Consider the following 20,223-nt stretch of genomic DNA (forward strand, 5'->3'; position numbering starts at 1 on the left):
ACGGGAAGCCCCAAGGCTTCCCGTTTTTCGTACCGCGCGAGACTCAGATCACCGCAACGATGGCCTTGGTCACCGCGTCGATGTTGCTCTGGTTCAAAGCCGCCACGCAGATGCGGCCGGTGTCCAAGGCGTAGATGCCGAACTCGGTGCGCAAGCGGGTGACTTGCTCAACGGTCAGGCCAGAGTAGGAGAACATGCCGCGCTGACGACCGACGAAGCTGAAATCACGCTGCGGCGCGTTTTTCGCCAGCAGGTCGACCATTTGAATGCGCATGCCGCGAATCCGCAGGCGCATTTCCGCCAGTTCTTCTTCCCACTGGGCGCGCAGTTCCGGACTGTTCAGCACAGCAGCGACGATGCTTGCACCGTGGGTCGGCGGGTTGGAGTAGTTGGTGCGGATCACGCGTTTGACTTGCGACAGCACGCGCGCGCTTTCTTCTTTCGATTCGCTGACGATCGACAGGGCGCCAACGCGCTCGCCGTACAGCGAGAAGGATTTGGAGAACGAGCTGGAGACGAAGAACGTCAGGCCCGACTCAGCGAACAGACGCACGGCAGCGGCGTCTTCGTCGATGCCATCGCCAAAGCCCTGGTAGGCCATGTCGAGGAACGGTACGTGACCTTTGGCTTTCACCACGTCCAGGACGTTTTTCCAGTCCGCCGGGCTGAGGTCCACGCCGGTCGGGTTGTGGCAGCAGGCGTGCAGCACAACGATGGAGCCGGACGGCAGGGCGTTCAGGTCTTCGAGCAGGCCGGCACGGTTAACGTCGTGGGTCGCGGCGTCGTAGTAGCGGTAGTTCTGCACCGGGAAACCCGCGGTTTCGAACAGGGCGCGGTGGTTTTCCCAGCTCGGGTCGCTGATCGCCACGATGGCGTTCGGCAGCAGTTGCTTGAGGAAGTCGGCACCGATTTTCAGTGCGCCAGTGCCGCCAACGGCCTGGGTGGTGATGACGCGGCCAGCAGCAATCAGCGGCGAGTCATTGCCGAACAGCAGTTTCTGCACAGCCTGGTCGTAAGCAGCGATGCCATCGATCGGCAAGTAGCCACGGGAAGCGTGTTGAGCGACGCGAATCGTCTCGGCTTCGACAACGGCGCGCAGGAGTGGAATTCGCCCCTCCTCGTTGCAGTAAACACCGACCCCCAGGTTGACCTTGGTGGTACGTGTATCGGCGTTGAATGCTTCGTTGAGGCCCAGGATTGGATCGCGTGGTGCCATTTCGACAGCGGAGAACAGGCTCATTTTTGCGGCGGCTCTGAATGGAGTGTGGAGGGACGTGTCGCGCTCCAGCCGAATGCACTAGAGCGGTGCACAAACGGGGAGCTAGTATAGAGGCCATCTGCGATTGATGGCGACAGACGATTCGGCTTTTCGGCTAAGTTTTTTCGATTATTTTTCGACCGTTAGTCGAATGTCTGCGTCAAAGACTTCACGGGATGTAGGACGTTTGCCTTGAAAGCGCGGGCAATCGGCACCACATTGAGCACAATCCAGTTTTTTCCTCGGGCGACGTGCGTCGTTTGCGGCCTTTCTCGTTGCTGCCGCTTTGACCGCGCTGGCGCGATACCCTGCTTCGAGAATCGAGAGGTATGCATGTCTGAATTCCAGCTAGTCACCCGCTTCGAGCCCGCCGGCGATCAGCCGGAAGCCATCCGCCTGATGGTCGAGGGCATCGAAGCCGGGCTGGCGCACCAGACGTTGCTCGGTGTGACCGGGTCGGGCAAGACCTTCAGCATCGCCAACGTGATCGCCCAGGTGCAGCGTCCGACCCTGGTGCTGGCGCCGAACAAGACCCTGGCCGCGCAGTTGTACGGTGAGTTCAAGGCGTTTTTCCCGAACAACGCCGTCGAGTACTTCGTTTCCTACTACGACTACTACCAGCCCGAAGCCTACGTGCCTTCGTCGGACACCTTCATCGAGAAAGACGCCTCGATCAACGATCACATCGAGCAGATGCGACTTTCAGCGACCAAGGCGCTGCTGGAGCGCAAAGACGCGATCATCGTCACCACAGTCTCGTGCATCTACGGTTTGGGCAGTCCGGAAACCTATTTGAAGATGGTTCTGCACGTGGATCGCGGCGACAAGCTTGATCAGCGCGCGTTGCTGCGCCGCCTGGCAGACCTGCAATACACCCGCAACGACATGGATTTTGCCCGGGCGACGTTCCGGGTGCGCGGCGATGTGATCGATATCCATCCGGCGGAATCCGACTTTGAAGCGATCCGCATCGAACTCTTCGACGATGAAGTCGAGAAGATTTCCGCGTTCGATCCGTTGACTGGCGAAGTGACCCGTCAGTTGCCGCGCTTCACCTTCTATCCGAAAAGCCACTACGTGACGCCACGGGAAACTCTGCTGGGTGCCGTCGAAGGGATCAAGGTCGAGTTGCAGGAGCGCCTGGATTACCTGCGCTCCAACAATAAACTCGTTGAAGCCCAGCGCCTTGAGCAGCGCACCCGTTTCGACCTGGAGATGATCCTCGAGCTGGGTTATTGCAACGGCATCGAAAACTACTCGCGCTATCTTTCGGGCCGTGATTCCGGGCAGGCACCGCCGACTTTGTTTGATTACCTGCCGGCCGATGCCTTGCTGGTGATCGACGAATCCCACGTCAGCGTGCCGCAGGTCGGCGCCATGTATAAGGGCGACCGGTCCCGTAAAGAAACACTGGTGGAATACGGATTCCGCCTGCCGTCAGCGCTGGATAACCGACCGATGCGTTTCGACGAGTTCGAAAACATCAGCCCGCAGACGATCTTTGTTTCGGCCACGCCGGGCAATTACGAGGCGGAACACGCCGGTCGCGTGGTCGAGCAACTGGTGCGCCCGACCGGCCTGGTGGACCCGCAAATCGAAATCCGCCCGGCGCTGACCCAGGTCGACGATTTGCTTTCCGAAATCGGCAAGCGCGTGGCGCTGGAAGAGCGGGTGCTGGTCACGACCCTGACCAAACGCATGTCCGAAGACTTGACCGATTACCTGGCCGACCACGGCGTGCGCGTGCGTTACCTGCACTCGGACATCGACACCGTGGAGCGGGTGGAAATCATCCGCGATTTGCGTCTGGGCACCTTCGATGTGCTGGTGGGGATCAACCTGCTGCGTGAAGGCCTGGACATGCCAGAAGTCTCGTTGGTGGCGATCCTCGATGCGGACAAGGAAGGCTTCCTGCGCTCCGAGCGCTCGTTGATCCAGACCATTGGCCGAGCAGCGCGTAACCTCAATGGCCGGGCGATTCTCTACGCGGATCGCATCACTGGTTCCATGGAGCGGGCGATCGGCGAGACCGAGCGCCGTCGCGACAAGCAGATCGCCTTCAACCTGGCCAACGGCATCACCCCGAAGGGTGTGTTCAAGGACGTGGCCGACATCATGGAAGGCGCCACCGTGCCGGGTTCGCGCAGCAAGAAACGCAAAGGCATGGCCAAGGCCGCTGAAGAGAGCGCCAAGTACGAAGCCGAATTGCGTTCGCCGGGGGAAGTCGCCAAGCGTATCAAGGCGCTGGAAGAGAAGATGTACCAGCTCGCCCGCGACCTGGAATTCGAAGCTGCGGCGCAGATGCGTGATGAAATTACCAAGTTGCGGGAACGGTTGATTACTGTCTGAGATTTGCGGTGCCTGAACTGGCCTCTTCGCGGGCAAGCCTCGCTCCTACAGTTTTGCGTCGCTCACAAAATGGGTGATCGACGCAAAACCCTGTAGGAGCGAGGCTTGCCCGCGAAGGGGGCGACTCGGTCTTAATGTGCCTCACCAGCCTTAAGCCCCGCCGGCAACGCCTTGGTCAACAACACCGCAATCATGCTGATCCCCAACGCAATCCCGACAAAGTGAAACGCATCGTTATAAGCCATGATCGACGCCTGCTGATGCGCAATCTCGCTCAACTTGCCCAGCGCCGCCGTCTCACTGCCAAACCGGTCCGTCATCGACGCCATCCGTTCCGCCACCTGCGGATTGCTCGGCACGATGGATTCACGCAAATAATCAAAGTACGTCTTGGTCCGCGCATCCAGCAGCGTGGCGAGGAGGGCGATGCCAATCGCGCCGCCGAGGTTACGCAGGATGTTGAACAGGCTCGACGCCGACCCCGCGTCCTGCGGCAGGATGTAGGCGGTGGCGATCAGCGAAATGGTCACCATGATCAGCGGCTGGCCCAGTGCGCGGATGATCTGGATCTGATTGAACTGCGGCCCGGCAAAGTCCGGGTTCAGCACCCCCGAAGAAAAACTCGCCAACCCGAACAGCCCGAAGCCCAGCGTGCACAGCCATTTCGGCGACACGTATTTCATCAATTTCGGCACCAGCGGAATCAGAAACAGCTGCGGCACGCCCATCCACATAATTACTTCGCCGATCTGCAAAGCGTTGTAGTTCTGGATCTGCGCCAGGTACAGCGGCAACAGGAAAATCGAGCCGTACAAGCCGACGCCCATCCCGAGGCTGGAAATACTCGATAAACCAAAGTTTCGATTGCCCAGGATGCCGAGATTGATCAGCGGATTGGGCTTGGAAAACTGCACGATCACAAACGTGATCAGACTGACCAGCGCGATGCTGCCCAGGGTCACGATCAGGTTCGACTCCAGCCAGTCCTTGCGGTGGCCTTCCTCCAGAAACACCTGCAAACAACCGAGGCCGACGCCGAGCGTGAGGATGCCCATGTAGTCGGTGCTTTTGAGCAGTTCCCAGTGCGCTTCTTTCTTCTCCAGGCCGTACATCAGGCCGGCGATCATGATCAGGCCCGGTGGGATGTTGATGTAGAAGATGTATTCCCACCCCCAGTTTTCCGTCAGCCAGCCGCCCAGCGTCGGGCCGATGGAGGGCGCGAACGTCGCGGTCATGGCAAACATCGCCATGCCTTTTGCGCGGTGATGTTCCGGGAGTTTGATCAGGGTGAGGGTGAACGCCAGCGGGATCAGCGCGCCGCCGGTAAAGCCCTGTAACGCCCGGAAGATGATCATGCTCTCCAGGCTCCAGGCCATGGAACAGAGCAGGGAGGCGGCGAGGAATCCCAGTGAAACCCACACCGCCAGGCGTCGCGCCGACAGCAGCTGCACCAGCCACGCGGTCAGCGGGATCATGATGATTTCCGCGACCAGGTAGGAGGTGGAAATCCACGAGCCTTCTTCCAGCGTCGCCGACAGCGCGCCCTGAATATCCTTGAGCGACGAGTTGGTGATCTGGATATCCAGCACGGCCATGAAGGCGCCGAGCATCACGCTCATCACCGCAATCCAGTCCCTGCGGGTCGGTTCGCCGACTGGGCGGATCAGTTGATCACCGGCCATCGTCAGGGGCGTCTTGGATGTTCACTTTGGCGGTGACCGACATGCCCGGGCGAATCTTGCCGTGCAGCGGGTTGTCCGCGGCGAAGGTCAGTTTGACCGGAATCCGTTGTACGACTTTGGTGAAGTTGCCCGTGGCATTGTCCGGTGGCAACAGGCTGAACTGCGCGCCCGAGGCTGCGAACAGGCTGTCGACCCGCGCATCGATCGGCGTGTCGCTGTACGCGTCGAAGGTCAGCTTGGCCTTTTGGCCGGGCTGCATGTGGCCGATCTGGGTTTCCTTGAAGTTGGCCTGAATCCAGATGTCCTGGTCCGGGACGATCGACATCAGATAAGCACCGGCCTGTACGTATTGGCCTTCGCGAGCCGCGCGCTGGCCGATCAAGCCGCTGATGGGCGCGTGGATTTCGCTGCGGGTCAGGTTCAGTTCGGCCTGGGCGAGGTCGGTCTTGGCGTTGGCGATCATGGCGTCGAGGCGTTTGATCTCGGCGCTCAGGGAGTTCACTTGCTGGCGCTGACTTTGTGCGTCGGCCTGGGCCTTGGTCACCTGCGAGCGGGCAATGTGGTTGTCGGCGGAGAGGGTGGTCACTCGTTCTTCCGACACGTAGCCCGGTTTGCGCAAGGTTTGCGCTCGAGACAAGTCGATCTGCGAACGCCCGAGGCTGGCCTGGCTGGAAGCGACTTGCGCCTCGCTGGCGGCGATCAGGCTGGCTTGCTGGGTCAGTTTGCTCTGGGCTTGCAGGCGTTCGGCCTGGCGGGTGGCGAGGGTGGCGTTGGCGCGGTCGACGGCGAGGTGAAAGTCATCGCCTTCGAGCTTGATCAGCAATTGGCCTTTCTCGACGTGCTGGTTGTCCTGTACCAGCACCTGATCGATGCGCGCGCCCAATTGGCTGGAGACACGGGTGATCTCGCCCTGGACATAGGCGTTGTCGGTGCTTTCATAAAACCGTCCGTTGAAAAACCATTGGGCAAAAAAGCCCCCGGCAATCAGCAGGACGATCAACAGAAAAATAAACAGGCGACGCTTGAGTTGGGCAGGCATGGGGCAGACTGTAGTCGAGAAATTGTAAGGAAAGTTATCAGCAGGTGAATCTGGCATACAGTCGATAGTGGGTAAATGCCATCGGCTGATAATCCATCATTCATCGCCGCTCAGGCCCGTTGTAGACGCAACCTTGGCTTAAATGCCCTGCTGACTGGAGCCGGGCGGCTGTCGCCTGTTACCATTCGCCCTTTGTTTTATCTTCATTTCGAGACTTGCCATGACCACCGTCCGCACGCGCATCGCGCCATCGCCTACCGGGGACCCCCACGTAGGTACCGCTTACATCGCTTTGTTCAACTACTGCTTTGCCAAGCAGCATGGCGGTGAGTTCATCCTGCGGATCGAAGATACCGACCAATTGCGCTCGACCCGCGAGTCCGAACAGCAGATTTTCGACGCCTTGCGCTGGTTGGGTATCGACTGGAGCGAAGGCCCGGACGTTGGTGGCCCGCACGGCCCGTACCGTCAAAGCGAGCGCGGTGACATCTATCAGAAGTACTGCCAGCAACTGGTCGAGATGGGCCATGCCTTCCCGTGCTTCTGCACCGCGGAAGAACTGGACCAGATGCGCGCCGAGCAAATGGCCCGCGGCGAAACCCCGCGTTACGACGGCCGTGCGCTGCTGCTGTCGAAAGAAGAAGTCGCACGCCGTCTGGCCGCTGGCGAGCCACACGTGATCCGCATGAAAGTGCCGAGCGAAGGCGTTTGTGTGGTGCCGGACATGCTGCGTGGCGACGTCGAGATCCCGTGGGATCGCATGGACATGCAAGTGCTGATGAAGACCGACGGCCTGCCGACGTACTTCCTGGCCAACGTGGTCGACGATCACCTGATGGGCATCACCCACGTTCTGCGCGGTGAAGAGTGGCTGCCATCGGCGCCGAAACTGATCCTGCTGTATGAGTACTTTGGCTGGGAACAACCGGAGCTGTGCTACATGCCGCTGTTGCGTAACCCGGACAAGAGCAAGCTGTCCAAGCGCAAGAACCCGACCTCGGTGACGTTCTACGAGCGCATGGGCTTCATGCCGGAAGCGATGCTCAACTACCTCGGCCGCATGGGCTGGTCGATGCCGGACGAGCGCGAGAAGTTCTCGTTGCAGGAAATGGTCGACCACTTCGACCTGAGCCGTGTATCCCTCGGCGGGCCGATTTTCGATATCGAGAAACTGTCCTGGCTCAATGGCCAGTGGTTGCGTGATCTGCCGGTGGAAGAGTTCGCCTCGCGTCTGCAAACCTGGGCACTCAACCCTGAATACATGATGAAGATCGCGCCACATGTACAGGGCCGCGTCGAGACCTTCAGCCAGGTTGCACCGCTGGCCGGATTCTTCTTTGCCGGTGGCGTGAACCCGGATGCCAAGCTGTTCGAATCGAAGAAGCTTTCGGGCGATCAGGTGCGTCAGCTGATGCAACTGATTCTGTGGAAGCTGGAAAGCCTGCGTCAGTGGGAGAAGGACAGCATTACCGCGACGATCCAGGCGGTGGTCGAATCCTTGGAGCTGAAGCTGCGTGACGCCATGCCGCTGATGTTCGCCGCGATCACGGGCCAGGCCAGTTCGGTATCGGTGCTTGATGCGATGGAAATCCTTGGTCCGGACTTGACCCGTTTCCGCCTGCGCCAGGCCATCGACCTGCTGGGCGGCGTGTCGAAGAAGGAAAACAAGGAGTGGGAAAAACTCCTGGGCAACATCGCCTGATCAATACGATTCTGTAGGAGCGTTGCTTGCTCGCGAAGAACGATGATGCGGTGTGTCAGACACACCGAGGTGCCTCATTCGCCGGCAAGCCTGGCTCCTACAGATGTAGGTACACCCCGGATTTATGGGGGGAGAGCGGTAAGTGATTGTTATGGCGACAAAAAATTTTGGAAATTGTTAAAAATAAGTTTGACAGCTTTCCGAAGCGCCATTAAGATTCGCCCCGTCCTCAGCGATGAGGGGCTATAGCTCAGCTGGGAGAGCGCTTGCATGGCATGCAAGAGGTCGACGGTTCGATCCCGTCTAGCTCCACCAATTTACACTTTAAGGTCTGGCCACACCGGCCTTGAAGCGATCAACACTCAGCGTTGATCTGTTGTATAGAAGGGTTTGCGTCCCCTTCGTCTAGTGGCCTAGGACACCGCCCTTTCACGGCGGTAACAGGGGTTCGAGTCCCCTAGGGGACGCCAGTTTTACAGAAGCGATGTTGCAAGATGTCGCTCCGCCGCGAGGCGAAAAATCCGGGGCTATAGCTCAGCTGGGAGAGCGCTTGCATGGCATGCAAGAGGTCAACGGTTCGATCCCGTTTAGCTCCACCAATTTTACAGTTCAAGGTCTGGCCACACCGGCCTTGAATCGATCAGCTCTCAGCACTGATCAGTTGTATAGAAGGTTTTGCGTCCCCTTCGTCTAGTGGCCTAGGACACCGCCCTTTCACGGCGGTAACAGGGGTTCGAGTCCCCTAGGGGACGCCACGATTACCCGCTCTGCGGGATTTTATAAGGGTCATTCAATTATTGAATGGCCCTTTTGTTTGTCTGGCGTTTGGCCAATCCCCCTATTTCTTTCAAACTGTTCTTCAGACCAGCGGTCACATCCACGACTTGCGGAAAATTATTATGAGAATAATATTCTAGTCGTAATATTCGGAGGCAACGATGAACGATAAAAAAGCTCAAACCCGCGAACGCATTCTCAAGGCCGCCAGCGCAGCGCTGATTCAGCGTGGCCCGGCCGAACCGAGCGTGGGCGAAGTGATGGGGGCAGCCGGCCTTACGGTTGGCGGCTTCTATGCACACTTCGAAAGCAAGGACGCAATGATGCTGGAAGCGTTCAAGCAACTGCTCGGTCACCGCCGTGGCTTGATCGCCGACATGGACGCCGAATTGACCGGCGAAGAACGTCGCGCGTTGGTGGCTGCGTTTTATCTGTCGCGCAAACACCGTGATTCTTCTGAGTCTGCGTGCCCGATCCCGGCGTCTGTTGGTGAACTGGGTCGCCTGCCGGACGCGTTTCGCGTGGCGTTGAATGAGCATGTGGAAATGATGGTCGCGCAGTTGGCGGCCAGCCCGGAAGACACCGACAAAGCCTTGGCCGACATGGCGTTGATGGTCGGTGGTCTGGCTCTGGCACGGGCGCTGGGGCCAGGAGAGTTGTCCGATCGATTGCTGCGCGCCGCCAAGTCGGCGGTGCTATGACCTGAAGGCGTTGGCCTGAGGAGTGAGAGCGATGAGCACGTTGAAGTGGGTTCGTGGCGTTAATGGCACCTTGGGCTGGTTCGCGCCGAAACTGGTCGCGAGTAAAATGCGACTGGCGTTCATGACGCCGCGGGATCTGCCGCCGCGTGATTGGGAACTGCCGCTGCTGGCAAAATCCGAACGAATCACCTTGCGCTTCGGCCTCTCGGCGCTGCGCTGGGGGCAAGGTCCGGCCGTGTTGCTGATGCACGGTTGGGAGGGCCGGCCGACGCAGTTTGCGAGTCTCATCACGGCGCTGGTCGATGCCGGTTACACGGTCGTCGCGCTGGACGGTCCGGCCCATGGCCGCTCACCGGGTAGCGAAGCGAATGTCGTGCTGTTTGCCAGAGCCATGCTCGAAGCAGCTGCCGAGTTGCCGCCGCTGCAAGCGGTCATCGGTCATTCCATGGGCGGCGCCAGTGCGATGCTCGCCGTGCAGCTGGGCTTGCGCACTGAAACCTTGGTGACCATCGCCGCGCCGGCGCGGATTCTCGGCGTGTTACGCGGTTTTGCCCGTTATGTACGACTGCCGCCCAAAGCGCGTTCGGCGTTCATTCGTCAGGTCGAGAAAGACGTCGGCATGCGCGCTGCGACGCTGGATGTCGCGCACTATCAGCTCGATATGCCGGGGTTGATTGTTCACGCCGAAGATGACTGCTTTGTTTCGGTCAAGGAATCCCAGTTGATCAACGAGGCCTGGTTCGACAGCCGGCTGTTACGCCTGGAAGAGGGCGGACATCAGCGCGTGCTGGCGGATCCTCGGGTGATTGATGGCGTGCTGTCACTGCTGGCCGGTCGCAGTCTGCATTCGCGCCAATCGGCCTGAGCATCCGTTACACTGCCCCGGTCGACATCATCTGACCGGGAGTGGGGCATGGGCTGGGATCGGGCAACGCCGTTTATCATTGATCTGGAAGTCGGCGCCGAGGACATCGACGGGCTGGGGCACGCGAACAACGCGGTGTACGTGACCTGGCTCGAACGCTGTGCCTGGCGCCACTCGCAGCGGCTGGGCCTGGACCTGGTCGAATACCGTCGGCTTGACCGGGCGATGGCGGTGGTTCGGCACGAAATTGACTACCTGGCCGCCGCCTATGAAGGCGACGGGTTGCAGTTGGCAACCTGGATTGTCGATTGGGATCAGCGCCTGAAAATGACCCGCTACTTTCAGTTGAAGCGCCCGAGCGACAACACCACGTTGTTGCGTGCGCAAACCACCTTCGTCTGCATCGAACTGTCGACGGGCAAGCCCAAGCGCATGCCTGCCGAGTTCATCGAAGGCTACGGCCCTGCGTTGCAAGTCGAGATCTGAGTTGACCCCTTCGCGGGCAAGCCTCGCTCCCACAGGTTTTGTGTCGTTCACCCATTATGGGAACGACACAAAACCTGTAGGAGCGAGGCTTGCCCGCGAAGGCGTCCCGACAATCAACACCGTCCGGTCTGACGAAATACCCTCTCAGTGCCGAAACCAGTAAACTGCCGCACGTTTTTCGTTGAGTGTGTTTTTCATGCAAATTGCTTTGGCGCCCATGGAGGGGTTGGTCGACAACATCCTGCGGGACGTGCTGACCCGTGTGGGCGGTATCGATTGGTGCGTGACCGAGTTCATTCGGATCAACGATCAACTGCTCACGCCTGCCTATTACCACAAGTTCGGCCCGGAATTGTTGACCGGCGCCCGCACAGCGTCCGGCGTGCCGCTGCGGGTGCAGTTGCTCGGTTCCGATCCGGTGTGCCTGGCAGAAAACGCCGCGCTGGCCTGTGAATTGGGTTCCGAAGTCATCGACCTGAACTTCGGCTGCCCGGCCAAGACCGTCAACAAGTCCCGTGGCGGCGCCGTCCTGCTTAAAGAACCTGAACTGCTCAACCAAATCGTTGAACACGTGCGCCGTGCGGTGCCTGCGCACATCCCGGTCACGGCAAAAATGCGTCTGGGTTTCGACAGCCCGGACGGTTCGCTGGTCTGCGCAACAGCGCTGGCCGAAGGCGGCGCGGCGCACATCGTGGTTCACGCGCGGACCAAAACCGACGGTTACAAGCCGCCTGCTCATTGGGAATGGATCCCTCGCGTGCAGGAAGTGGTCAAGGTCCCCGTGTTCGCCAATGGTGATATCTGGAGCGTTGAAGACTGGCGCCGTTGCCGGGAAATCAGCGGAGTGGAAGACATCATGCTCGGTCGCGGCCTGGTTTCGCGTCCGGACCTTGCACGGCAAATCGCAGCGGCACGAGCCGGTGAAGAAGTGATCGAGATGACGTGGGCAGAGTTGCTGCCGCTGATTCAGGACTTCTGGCTGCAAGCCAAGGCGCAGATGACAGCACGTCAATCGCCGGGTCGTTTGAAGCAATGGCTGGCAATGCTGACCCGCAATTATCCTGAGGCGGTCGAGCTGTTTACCGTCCTGCGTCGTGAAACCGAGCTGGATCAGGTCTCGCGTTTGCTGGGTCTTCAGGTGGCTGAAGCGGCCTGAAAAAATCTGCAAGTCATCTCTTGAAAAGCAATCAGCGATCCCTATCTAGGGATTACGCGATGCCGAATTCGGGTCGCGGAGACAAAAAACCTTGCTGATTGTTTTCAGGAGATTTGAACCATGACTACTGCATTTTCCCTGGCCCCACTGTTCCGTTCCTCGGTAGGCTTCGACCGTTTCAACGACCTGTTCGAAACCGCCCTGCGCAACGAGCCGGGCAGCACCTACCCACCTTACAACGTTGAAAAACACGGTGATGACCAATACCGCATTGTCGTGGCCGCGGCCGGTTTCCAGGAGGAAGACCTGGACCTGCAAGTCGAGAAGGGAGTGCTGACCATCAGTGGCGGCAAACGTGACGCGACTGAAGGCGTGACCTTCCTGCACCAAGGCATCGCCCAGCGTGCGTTCAAGCTGTCGTTCCGCCTGGCCGATCACATCGAGATCAAGGCCGCTGACCTGCGCAACGGTCTGCTGAGCATCGACCTGCTGCGCATCGTGCCGGAAGAGGCGAAAGCCAAACGCATCCCGATCAACGGGACGCAAAAACCAGCTCTGCAGTAACAATCCAGAGCAATGAAAAGGGCGCCATTGGCGCCCTTTTTTTGTACCAATCATCTCGCGCTCGGCGCACGACTTGTAGCAGCTGCCGAGCAAGGCGAGGCTGCGTTCGGCTGCGAAGCAGTCGTAAAACCTGCAATTGAGTTTTAACTGAAACACCGCGGTATCTGGATTCACGACTGCTTCGCAGCCGAACGCAGCCTCGCGTTGCTCGTCAGCTGCTACACGGTCTGATTCATTTCAAGAGTTTCTGGAACTCCTCAACCGGCAACGGCCGGCTGTGCAGATACCCCTGATAGAAATGGCACCCCAGCCCCTGCAAAAATTCCAGCTGCTCCGGCGTCTCCACCCCTTCGGCGATCACTTTCAATTCCAGGCTGCGGGCCATGGCCACGATGGCGCGGATGATTTCGGCGTCGTTGGGGTCGGTGGTGGCATCGCGGATGAACGACTGGTCGATTTTCAGCGTGTCGACGGGCAGGCGCTTGAGGTAGGTCAGCGAGGAGTAACCGGTGCCGAAGTCGTCCATCGCAAAACTCACGCCGAGTTTTTTCAGGCTGCGCATTTTGTTGATGGTGTCTTCCAGGTTCTGGATGACGATGCCTTCGGTGATTTCCAGTTTCAGCAGCGAGCAGGGCAGGCCGTGGCTGCTGAGGCTGTGTTCGATGCGTTCGACGAAATCGTTTTGACGAAATTGCCTCGGGCTGATGTTGACGCACAGGCTGAAGCTGAGCGGGTTGATCAAGCCTTTTGTGATCAGTTTTTTGAAGGCCGCGCAGGCCTCGTCGACGATCCAGGTGCCGACTTCCAGAATCAGCCCGCTGTCCTCCAACACCTTGATGAACTCGGTTGGCGATTGCGGGCCGAGTTCCGGATGGTCCCAGCGCACCAGCGCCTCGGCGCCGACAATGCGGTTGCCCCGGGCGTCGACCTGAGGTTGGTAATGCACACGAAACTCGCCCCGGGAAAGGGCCAGGCGCAGATCGGTTTCCATGCGCAGGCGCTCGCTGGCGGCCTTCTGCATGGTGTTGTGGTACATCTGCGCGGTGTTGCGGCCCGAGTCCTTGGCGCGGTAAAGCGCGATGTCGGCACGTTTGAGCAGGTCGGTCGGCGTCGAGCCGTGGTCGGGAATCAGCGCGATGCCGATGCTCGGCGTCACTTGCAGGCGCTGGCCGTCGAGGAACATCGGCTCCGACAACAGTTCCCGCAACGTGTCCGCCAGGTCCCGGACCTGCGCGCTGACTTCGTTGCGCGAACCCTCAAGACCGCTGAGCAACACCACAAACTCGTCGCCACCCAGCCGCGCCACGGTGTCTTCCATGCGCACGCTGGCTTCAAGGCGAGCGGTGATGATTTTCAACACCGTGTCGCCGACCGGGTGGCCGAGGGAATCGTTGATGTGCTTGAAGTGATCGAGGTCGAGGAACAGCAACGCGCCGCGCAGGTTGTGGCGCTTGAGCAGGGCGATCTGCTGGCTCAGGCGATCCATCAACAGCGCACGGTTCGGCAGGTTGGTCAGTGGGTCGTGGTAGGCCAGGTGACGGATCTGTGCTTCGGCATTCTTCAGCAGGCTGACGTCCCGGGCGGTCAGCAACAGGCACGCGGTCTCGTTGAGGGTGATCGGCTCCACCGAGACTTCGACGGTCAGCAACTCGCCGCGTTTATTGCGGCCGAGCATTTCCTGGTGGTGCACGCGGCCCTTGAGTTGCAGTTCGGCCAGAAGCGCCGAGCGTTGTTTCTCTTCGGCCCAGATGCCGACCTGATACACCGTGCGGCCGACCACTTCGTCGGCGCGGTAACCGGTCAGGCGGCAGAAACCATCGTTGACCTCCAGGTAGCGCCCGGTATCGCGCTCGGTGATGGTGATCGCGTCGGGGCTCGAGTGGAACGCCTTGGCAAACTTCTCTTCACTGGCCTTCAATGCTGCTTCGGAACGTTGCTGCTGGGTGATGTCGCGCAGGGTGGTGACGATGCACGGTTGTTCGCCGACGCTGATCTGCCGGCTGGAAATCACGCAGGTCAGGGATTGCCCGTCTTTGTGCTGGGCGACGATCGCTACATTGTTCAGGCTCTGTTCGCGGATGACCTGTTCGATCCGTTGCAGACTTTTTGCCGAAGCGTCCCACAGGCCAATCTCGTCGGCGCTGCGACCAATCACCTCGTCGGCGCTCCAGCCAAAGGTTTGGGTGAAGCTTGAGTTGATCTCGATAAACTGGCCGGTGTCCTGGCGCGTGAGGCAGATCGGGTCCGGGCTGACCTGGAACAGCGTGGCGAATTTCTCTTCCGAGGCCACCAGCAGCAGCTCACGTTCGACCTGGTCGGTGATGTCCAAGAGGGTGCCGGCCATGCGCAGCGGCGCGCCGTTTTCATCGCGATAGAGGCGGGCGCGGCTTTCCAGGTAGCGTGAACTGCCGTCCGCCAGTTGCACGCGATAGGTCAGTTGATAATTGCCGGCCGGTCCTTCGCGCAGGCTGCGGTAAGCGTCGCGCATGGTGCCGCGCTCTTCATAGGGCACACCTTCGAAAAACGCGTCGAAGGACTCGTGGAAGGGTATGGCCTCCAGCCCGTGCAACTGCGCGGCCCGCGCCGAGCCGTACAGCATGCCGCTGGGGATGTGCCAGTCCCAGGTGCCGAGCTGCGCCGAATCCAGCGCCAGGTCGAGGCGTTCCTGGCTGTCTTTCAGCGCGTGTTCGGCGGCTTTGCGTTCAGTGGTGTCGAGGAAAGTGCTCAGCAGGTACGGCTGGCCTTCGAGTTCGACTTTCTGTGCGCTGAGGATGCCGTCGTGGATCTGGCCATTGCTGGCGCGAAACTGCACCTCCATGCTGATCAGCTCACCCTTGGCCTTGGTCGCCTTGACCAGCTCGACCCGTTGTTCCGGGTGCACCCACAGGCCCAGTTCGACGGTGGTTCGGCCAATCGCGTCCTGCACCGGCCAGCCGAACAGGCTTTCGAAATACTGGTTGGCTTCGGTAATCAGGCCATCTTCCTGGCGGGTCAGCAACACCATGTTCGGGCACAGGTGAAACAGCGTGGCAAAGCGTTTTTCCGAGCTGCTCAGCGCCTGTTCCCGCTGGCGCTGGTGGGTGATTTCGCGGATGACTCCAATCATCCGTGGCCGGCCGTGCTTGTCCGGCAGCAGGCTGCCGTTGATCTCCAGCCAGTGCAGGCTGCCATCGGGCCAGCGGATACGGTGGTGCATCGCGTGTTCCAGCGGGGCGCCGGCAATCACGGCATGAAAGGCGCGGATGGTTTTTGCCCGATCCTCCGGGGGCAGCAAGTCGAGGTATTCCAGATCGGCCGGCAACGGTTGCCGGGGATCGAAGCCGAACAACGCCTGAGTGCCCCGCGACCAGCTGATCTGCCCGCGCTCGATGTCCCAATACCAGGCGCCCAGACGCGCGCCATTGAGAGCGGCCAGCAACTGCGGTGCGCTTTCCCAGCTCTGCTCGGACCGTTTCGGGTCAAGCGCCTGTATACGCGGCATCGGCGGAATACGGTCAACAGATTTCGGCATTGGCAGCAAGCCTTGGGCTGAATTGGGCGTTAGGCACAGGAGTTCACGGCTCTATAGCAGTAGCACAGCTTAGCCTTGAGTCCCTGGCAGATCGATTTGTGCATCCAGCAGAGCCATGAAGGCCCGTGCCGCATTCGACAGCGTCCGTTCGGTGTGCAGGATATAGCCTAGCTGGCGAGTCAGTTGTATGCCCGGCAAAGGTATTCGCGCAACCTGATCATCCAGCATCGTGCGCGGCAAAACGCTCCAGGCCAGGCCGATCGACACCATCATCTTGATGGTTTCCAGATAATTCGTGCTCATGGCGATGTTCGGCGTCAGCCCTTGGGCTTCGAACAGCCGATGGACGATGTGGTGAGTAAAGGTGTTGCCGCCGGGGAACACCGCCGGATGCAGGGCGATGTCCGCCAGGCTGACTGCGCCGTTGCTGACCAGTGAATGCTCCGGGGCGACCACGAAATCCAGCGGGTCGTCCCACACCGGCGTGGCCTTGACCAGTGCGTGGGGCTCCGGCGCCAGGGTGATGACGGCCAGTTCGGCGCGGCCATGGAGGATTTCTTCGTAGGCCACTTCTGAATCGAGGAACTGAATATCCAGCGCCACTTGTGGGTAGCGTCGGGTGAACTCCCTTAATAGGGGCGGTAAACGGTGCAAGCCAATGTGGTGACTGGTGGCCAGCGTTAAGCGGCCGGTTACTTCGCCGGTCAGGTTGGTCAGGGCGCGGCGGGTGTCATCCAGCACATTGAGAATCTGATAAGCCCGCGGCAACAGGGCGCGACCGGCCTCGGTCAGGCCGACTTCACGGCCCAGGCGATCGAACAGTCGCACCTTCAATTGCTGCTCCAGCCCGGCGATTCGCTTGCTGATCGCTGGCTGCGTCAGGTGCAGGCGTTCTCCCGCGCCGGAGAAGCTTCCGGTCTCGGCAATCGCGATAAAGGCATTGAGGTTGGCCAGATCCATTCATGTATTCCAGTTGGTTATCCAAAGCATAAAAAATATGAATTTGAGTTATTTAATGTAACCCCCTAAGATCGACCTCACAAGCCAAAGGGTTATTGAAATCGTCAAAGCCCGGGGCATAGAAACAAGCTGATGAGGAAAACGTCTGATGGCCGGCAAAACGCTCTACGACAAGCTCTGGGATTCGCACTTGGTCAAACAGCGCGACGATGGCTCCGCGCTGATTTATATCGATCGTCACATCATCCACGAAGTGACGTCGCCGCAAGCCTTTGAAGGCCTGCGTCTGGCCGGGCGCAAGCCTTGGCGCATCGATGCCAACATCGCGACCCCGGACCACAACGTACCGACCACCCCGGAGCGCAAGGGCGGCATCGAAGCCATTGCCGACGAGGTCTCGCGTTTGCAGGTTCAGACCCTCGATGACAACTGTGATGAATACGGCATCGTCGAGTTCAAGATGAACGACGTGCGCCAAGGTATCGTCCACGTCATCGGCCCGGAGCAGGGCGCAACCTTGCCGGGCATGACCGTGGTCTGCGGCGACTCCCACACCTCGACCCACGGCGCGTTTGGTGCTCTGGCTCACGGTATCGGCACTTCCGAGGTCGAGCACGTGCTCGCCACTCAGTGCCTGGTCGCCAAAAAGATGAAGAATATGCTGGTCTCGGTCGAAGGCAAATTGCCGTTCGGCGTGACGGCCAAGGACATCGTCCTCGCTGTGATCGGCAAGATCGGCACCGCCGGCGGTAACGGCCATGCCATCGAGTTCGCCGGAAGCGCGATTCGTGATCTGTCGGTCGAAGGCCGCATGACCATCTGCAACATGTCCATCGAGGCCGGCGCTCGCGTAGGTCTGGTGGCCGCTGACGAGAAAACCGTGGCTTACGTGAAGGGCCGTCCTTTCGCCCCGAAAGGCGCGGAATGGGACTTGGCGGTCGAAGCCTGGAAAGACCTGGTGACTGATAAAGACGCCATATTCGACACCATCGTCGAGCTCGATGCGACCCAAATCAAACCGCAAGTCAGCTGGGGCACTTCGCCTGAGATGGTGCTGGCCGTGGATCAGAACGTGCCGGACCCTGCGAAGGAAATGGACCTGGTCAAGCGTGGCTCCATCGAACGCGCCTTGAAGTACATGGGGTTGACCGCCAATCAGGCGATCACCGATATCCAGCTCGACCGCGTATTCATCGGCTCCTGCACCAACTCGCGGATCGAAGATTTACGCGCTGCCGCCGTGATCGCCAAGGGCCGCAAAGTCGCTTCGACCATCAAGCAGGCCATCGTGGTGCCGGGCTCGGGTCTGGTGAAGGCGCAGGCGGAATCGGAAGGCCTGGACAAGATTTTCCTCGACGCTGGTTTTGAATGGCGTGAGCCGGGTTGCTCGATGTGCCTTGCAATGAACCCGGACCGTTTGGAGTCGGGCGAGCATTGCGCGTCGACCTCCAACCGCAACTTCGAAGGCCGTCAGGGCGCCGGTGGTCGTACCCACCTCGTGAGCCCGGCCATGGCCGCCGCCGCCGCGGTGAACGGTCGTTTCGTCGACGTCCGTGAATTGATCTAAAGGAGCGCAGCATGAAAGCTTTTACCCAGCACACTGGTCTTGTCGCGCCTCTGGATCGTGCCAACGTCGACACCGACCAGATCATCCCGAAGCAGTTCTTGAAGTCGATCAAGCGCACGGGTTTCGGCCCGAACCTGTTCGATGAGTGGCGCTACCTGGATGTCGGGCAGCCGTATCAGGACAACTCCAAGCGTCCGTTGAACAAGGATTTCGTGCTCAACGCCGAGCGTTATCAAGGTGCCAGCGTGTTGCTGGCCCGTGAGAACTTCGGTTGCGGTTCGAGCCGCGAACACGCGCCGTGGGCCCTGGAAGAATACGGTTTCCGCAGCATCATCGCGCCGAGCTACGCCGACATCTTCTTCAACAACAGCTTCAAGAACGGCTTGCTGCCGATCATCTTGAGCGATGCGGAAGTAGATGAGCTGTTCGAGCAGGTTGAATCGACTCCGGGTTATCAGTTGCAGGTGGATCTGCAGGCCCAGACCGTGACCCGCCCTGATGGCAAGGTGTTGCGGTTTGAGATTGATGCGTTTCGCAAGCACTGCTTGCTCAATGGTCTGGATGATATTGGCCTGACGTTGATGGACCATGAAGCGATTGCGACGTTTGAGGCCAAGCATCGGGCTAGCCAGCCGTGGTTGTTTCGCGACGCGTGATTTTGCGTAAGGCGTGATGACGCCTTCGCGGGCAAGCCTCGCTCCTACAGGATCGAGTCGAACCCAGGATCGAGAGCTAGCCTCGCCCTTGTAGGAGCGAGGCTTGCCCGCGAAGAAGCCCGCCCAGACACCACAAGACTCACCCTAAAAAAGGAAGTCCCATGACCAGCACCGCCCAGCACGCTCAGGTAGTCCAAAAGCAATTCGGTGAACAGGCCGCGGCCTATCTGAGCAGCGCCGTACACGCTCAAGGCACCGAATTCGCGTTGCTACAGGCCGAACTGGTCGGGAAGGGCGATGCACGGGTGCTGGACCTGGGTTGCGGCGCCGGTCACGTCAGTTTTCACGTGGCCTCGCTGGTCAAGGAGGTCGTGGCCTACGACCTGTCCCAGCAGATGCTCGACGTGGTCGACGCAGCCGCTGTCGACCGTGGTTTAAGCAATGTGACCACGGTCCTCGGTGCCGCCGAGCGCTTGCCGTTCTCTGATGGTGAATTCGACTTCGTGTTCAGCCGTTACTCGGCGCACCATTGGAGCGATCTCGGCCTGGCCTTGCGCGAAGTGCGCCGGGTGCTGAAGCCGGGCGGGGTGGCGGCGTTCATCGACGTGTTGTCACCGGGCAGTCCGTTGTTCGACACTTACCTGCAAAGCGTCGAAGTGCTGCGCGACACCAGCCATGTGCGCGATTATTCCGCCGGCGAGTGGTTGCGCCAGGTCAGCGAGGCGGGGTTGCATACCCGCAGCACCACGCGTCAACGGTTGCGTCTGGAGTACAACAGCTGGGTCGAGCGCATGCGCACACCGCAAGTGATGCGCGCGGCGATCCGCGAGTTGCAGCAGTCGATGGGCAATGAAGTACGCGATTATTTTGAGATTGAGGCCGATGGTTCGTTCAGTACAGATGTGCTGGTACTGATGGCCGAACGATAGAATTTTTCCGGGCATGCCTAC

General features: G+C 59.9%; 15 protein-coding genes and 4 tRNA genes. 14 read left to right on the forward strand and 5 right to left on the reverse strand.

Annotation, left to right across the window (positions count from 1 at the left end; translation table 11 throughout):
- Nucleotides 1-43: 43 nt before the first annotated feature.
- Entirely contained in the window at nt 44-1,240 is a 1,197-nt protein-coding gene (locus tag ACYZTY_RS08865; RefSeq protein ID WP_461958137.1) for an amino acid aminotransferase, read from the reverse strand.
- Nucleotides 1,241-1,591: 351 nt separating this feature from the next.
- Here ACYZTY_RS08865 and uvrB point away from each other — a divergent pair, with 351 nt between their 5' ends.
- A complete protein-coding gene (uvrB, locus tag ACYZTY_RS08870; RefSeq protein WP_461958138.1) occupies nt 1,592-3,607 on the forward strand; it encodes an excinuclease ABC subunit UvrB in 2,016 nt (671 codons plus the stop codon).
- A 131-nt stretch (nt 3,608-3,738) separates the two neighbouring features.
- Here the strand turns inward: uvrB and ACYZTY_RS08875 are convergent, their stop codons facing one another.
- Together ACYZTY_RS08875 and ACYZTY_RS08880 are read right to left on the reverse strand one after the other, a co-directional pair.
- Entirely contained in the window at nt 3,739-5,289 is a 1,551-nt protein-coding gene (locus ACYZTY_RS08875) for an MDR family MFS transporter (RefSeq protein WP_461958139.1), read from the reverse strand.
- The gene (locus ACYZTY_RS08880) at nt 5,279-6,328 is read right to left on the reverse strand and encodes an HlyD family secretion protein (RefSeq protein ID WP_461958140.1); all 1,050 of its coding nucleotides are present in this window, start codon (nt 6,326-6,328) and stop codon (nt 5,279-5,281) included. Before ACYZTY_RS08880 ends, ACYZTY_RS08875 begins: the two co-directional genes overlap by 11 nt.
- Before the next feature lie 220 nt (nt 6,329-6,548).
- On the opposite strand from ACYZTY_RS08880, the gene gltX reads away from it, so the two are divergent.
- The 10 genes from gltX to ACYZTY_RS08930 all read left to right on the forward strand — a co-directional run bounded on the left by gltX (nt 6,549) and on the right by ACYZTY_RS08930 (nt 12,579).
- On the forward strand, nt 6,549-8,030 hold the full coding sequence (gltX, locus tag ACYZTY_RS08885) for a glutamate--tRNA ligase (RefSeq protein WP_109633228.1): 1,482 nt from the start codon (nt 6,549-6,551) through the stop codon (nt 8,028-8,030).
- A 239-nt stretch (nt 8,031-8,269) separates the two neighbouring features.
- Nucleotides 8,270-8,345 (forward strand) — tRNA-Ala (locus ACYZTY_RS08890).
- Nucleotides 8,346-8,424: 79 nt separating this feature from the next.
- A tRNA-Glu gene (locus ACYZTY_RS08895) sits at nt 8,425-8,500 on the forward strand.
- A 53-nt stretch (nt 8,501-8,553) separates the two neighbouring features.
- Nucleotides 8,554-8,629: transfer RNA gene (locus tag ACYZTY_RS08900), tRNA-Ala, on the forward strand.
- A gap of 80 nt (nt 8,630-8,709) precedes the next feature.
- A tRNA-Glu gene (locus tag ACYZTY_RS08905) sits at nt 8,710-8,785 on the forward strand.
- Nucleotides 8,786-8,968: 183 nt separating this feature from the next.
- The gene (locus ACYZTY_RS08910) at nt 8,969-9,508 is read left to right on the forward strand and encodes a TetR/AcrR family transcriptional regulator (protein WP_008028313.1); all 540 of its coding nucleotides are present in this window, start codon (nt 8,969-8,971) and stop codon (nt 9,506-9,508) included.
- A 31-nt stretch (nt 9,509-9,539) separates the two neighbouring features.
- Nucleotides 9,540-10,373 carry an alpha/beta fold hydrolase gene (locus tag ACYZTY_RS08915; protein ID WP_461958141.1) on the forward strand — a complete coding sequence of 278 codons (834 nt, stop codon included), beginning with the start codon at nt 9,540-9,542 and terminating at the stop codon, nt 10,371-10,373.
- A gap of 48 nt (nt 10,374-10,421) precedes the next feature.
- Entirely contained in the window at nt 10,422-10,859 is a 438-nt protein-coding gene (locus ACYZTY_RS08920; RefSeq protein WP_461958142.1) for an acyl-CoA thioesterase, read from the forward strand.
- Between the two features lie 196 nt (nt 10,860-11,055).
- Nucleotides 11,056-12,015: a tRNA dihydrouridine synthase gene (locus tag ACYZTY_RS08925; RefSeq protein WP_461958143.1), complete on the forward strand. Its 960-nt coding sequence runs from the start codon at nt 11,056-11,058 to the stop codon at nt 12,013-12,015.
- Between the two features lie 120 nt (nt 12,016-12,135).
- On the forward strand, nt 12,136-12,579 hold the full coding sequence (locus tag ACYZTY_RS08930) for an Hsp20 family protein (RefSeq protein ID WP_131059532.1): 444 nt from the start codon (nt 12,136-12,138) through the stop codon (nt 12,577-12,579).
- A 232-nt stretch (nt 12,580-12,811) separates the two neighbouring features.
- Here ACYZTY_RS08930 and ACYZTY_RS08935 read toward each other — a convergent pair whose 3' ends face one another.
- Complete coding sequence (locus tag ACYZTY_RS08935) at nt 12,812-16,090, reverse strand: PAS domain S-box protein (protein ID WP_461958144.1); 3,279 nt, start codon at nt 16,088-16,090, stop codon at nt 12,812-12,814.
- Between the two features lie 69 nt (nt 16,091-16,159).
- Nucleotides 16,160-17,050, reverse strand: a complete 891-nt coding sequence (locus ACYZTY_RS08940; protein ID WP_131059534.1) for a LysR family transcriptional regulator — start codon at nt 17,048-17,050, stop codon at nt 16,160-16,162.
- Nucleotides 17,051-17,198: 148 nt separating this feature from the next.
- On the opposite strand from ACYZTY_RS08940, the gene leuC reads away from it, so the two are divergent.
- The 3 genes from leuC (at nt 17,199) to ACYZTY_RS08955 (ending at nt 20,202) form a co-directional block, all read left to right on the forward strand.
- Nucleotides 17,199-18,617 (forward strand): 3-isopropylmalate dehydratase large subunit, encoded by a 1,419-nt coding sequence (leuC, locus tag ACYZTY_RS08945; protein ID WP_461958145.1) that lies wholly within the window; start codon nt 17,199-17,201, stop codon nt 18,615-18,617.
- Nucleotides 18,618-18,628: 11 nt separating this feature from the next.
- Complete coding sequence (gene leuD, locus ACYZTY_RS08950) at nt 18,629-19,273, forward strand: 3-isopropylmalate dehydratase small subunit (protein ID WP_461958146.1); 645 nt, start codon at nt 18,629-18,631, stop codon at nt 19,271-19,273.
- A gap of 161 nt (nt 19,274-19,434) precedes the next feature.
- Entirely contained in the window at nt 19,435-20,202 is a 768-nt protein-coding gene (locus ACYZTY_RS08955; RefSeq protein WP_461958147.1) for a class I SAM-dependent methyltransferase, read from the forward strand.
- Nucleotides 20,203-20,223: the final 21 nt, after the last annotated feature.

This window comes from Pseudomonas sp. LB1P83, from assembly GCF_054897885.1.